Origin of the sequence: Georgenia daeguensis (assembly GCF_039537705.1) — a bacterium.
GTDB classification, from domain to species: Bacteria; Actinomycetota; Actinomycetes; order Actinomycetales; family Actinomycetaceae; genus Georgenia; species Georgenia daeguensis.
In genome coordinates, this window is sequence record NZ_BAABBA010000072.1 from 1 (window position 1) to 1,463 (window position 1,463).

Sequence of the window (1,463 nt, forward strand, 5' to 3'; positions counted from 1 at the left end):
CAACGTCTTCAAGCAGTGGCGAGCCCTGGCCACCCGCTACGACAAGCTCGCCCTGACCTACCGCGGCGGCGTCGTCCTGCGCGCCATCACCATCTGGCTCAAGGCATTAAGAGACACGCCCTAGAGCCACCACCAGTTGACGGGCTTCATCCTCGGCCGTTTCAAAAATGTGGTAGCGCGCCTCATCAAGAGCTGCCAGCGCAGCGCTGATCGGGTCGGGCTTCTTGGTCTTCAAAGCCTGAACGGCATCCTCACGCGCTCGGTCGTACGCAGAAAGAGATTGCTGCAAGGTGATGCCGGATAAAAGATAGCGCCGCCGCAGCAAATCTCCCCATTGTTCGTCAGCATCGCGGCGCCCCTGCGGTTCCACCGGACGGTTTTCGCCGCGCTGCGATCCGGCCACTCTGTGGACTAGGCGGTGTTGCGCATCTACCGTCGCCATTACCTCCCCTAGGAAGTCTCGACGTTCCTTCGCGTGCTCCAGAACGTAGTCGCGCCTGAAGCGACGCGATTCAGCCGCGCCGTTGAGCGCGGCACCTAACGCAATGCCGACCACCGGGCCGACCACGGCGGCGACTTCCAGGAACACCATGTCCGAATGGTAGGGTGCGACCGTCTTACGCGGACGGAAGTAGTTCTTTCACCTGGTTCCAGCCTTCGATCGCTTCTCCGACTTGACCGGGGAATGTGAAGGCGGTCCAGAGTCTCCCTGCCACCTCCAGCACCTTGGTGACAACAGGCCCCGACCGGCGGAGATCTGAACTGACGGCGACCGCCCCCGCCAGGCGCTCGGCCGCCGCCTTCACGCCTTCGGGACCCATCACGTTCAGATGGTCTATCGCCCACAGCATGTCGTGAAGTCTCGCCACAAGCAGCCGTCGAACTTCCGGCGGCAAGCCCCCGTCAGCGCGCACCTCGGCCAATGCGGATTCCAGCGACTCTCGCAGGTCGGCCACTGACTGCTCATCGGGTATCGAACCCTCCGAACCCATCACGGAGAGCAGAGTAGCCAGGCCACCGAGCGTCGCCAGAGCACCCACATCGACCAAGCCGTTGGACCCCGCTCCCCACGAACTGCCCGGCGAAAGGACTGAGCGCGACCACTCCGGCATGTAATGGCGATACATCTGCGTTGTCGTGGGATCGTCGATCCGCTCCACCACACGCTTCAAATCGTTCAGAAGCGCCGCCACCCCTGCCATTTCCTCATTGATGCTCGCTCGGTTCGCGCCGAGCACTGCCGCCCATGCGTCCATGATCGGGCGGCCGGCAGACTCTTGCTTTTGAAGTGCGGTGAGAAGTGCGTGAAGGCGCGCAGCCGGATTGTCGAGAGGCAGGGTCTGCTGCACGGATAGGTGACAGGTTGGGTCACGCAGCCTGGGTGGCTGGCGTGGTCATGATGGTCTCGTACTCGATGGGGGTCAACCGGCCGAGGGCGTCCTGTCGTCGACGGCGGTGGTAGG

At 63.3% G+C, this 1,463-nt stretch carries 2 protein-coding genes; both read right to left on the bottom strand.

Translation table 11 applies throughout. From position 1 onward, the window contains the following. Window positions 1-106 precede the first annotated feature (106 nt). Window positions 107-592 (bottom strand): hypothetical protein, encoded by a 486-nt coding sequence (locus tag ABD774_RS21445; protein ID WP_345045799.1) that lies wholly within the window; start codon window positions 590-592, stop codon window positions 107-109. A 25-nt stretch (window positions 593-617) separates the two neighbouring features. Next, window positions 618-1,349, bottom strand: coding sequence for a hypothetical protein (locus ABD774_RS21450; protein ID WP_345045801.1), 732 nt, complete (start codon window positions 1,347-1,349; stop codon window positions 618-620). Window positions 1,350-1,463 lie beyond the last annotated feature (114 nt).

Excerpts from the sequence above, each read along its gene's own strand:
- ABD774_RS21445 (WP_345045799.1), bottom strand. The coding sequence starts at position 592 with ATGGTGTTCCTGGAAGTCGCCGCCGTGGTCGGCCCGGTGGTCGGCATT.